This is a genomic window from Stenotrophomonas sp. SrG (assembly GCF_050031795.1).
Lineage (GTDB): Bacteria > Pseudomonadota > Gammaproteobacteria > Xanthomonadales > Xanthomonadaceae > Stenotrophomonas > Stenotrophomonas rhizophila_A.
Map to the genome: position 1 here is coordinate 1 of NZ_JBNBBE010001274.1, position 236 is coordinate 236.

At 71.6% G+C, this 236-nt stretch carries 1 pseudogene; it reads right to left on the bottom strand.

Annotated features, from left to right (window positions below):
• Window positions 1–236, bottom strand: a pseudogene (locus ACQG3P_RS23520) (hypothetical protein); the annotation flags it as partial.

Here is a 236-nt window from a genome sequence, read left to right on the forward strand (position 1 = left end):
TTCGCGGTCCAGGCGAAGGCGGCGCAGTCGCGACTCGGCCGGGATGCGGTGTTCTTCCAGGACCCGCTGCACGGCATCGGCGTCGTCGCTGTGCAGCTGCTGCTGCACCGGACTGTTGGCGTCGGCGGTGCCGTCCAGCACCGGTCCGCACAGGCGTGGTGCGAAGCCGTGCAGGATTTCCAGCGCACGCAGGCCGGCCTCGCGGCGTTGTCGCAGCTGCGTGCCATGCCCGGGGA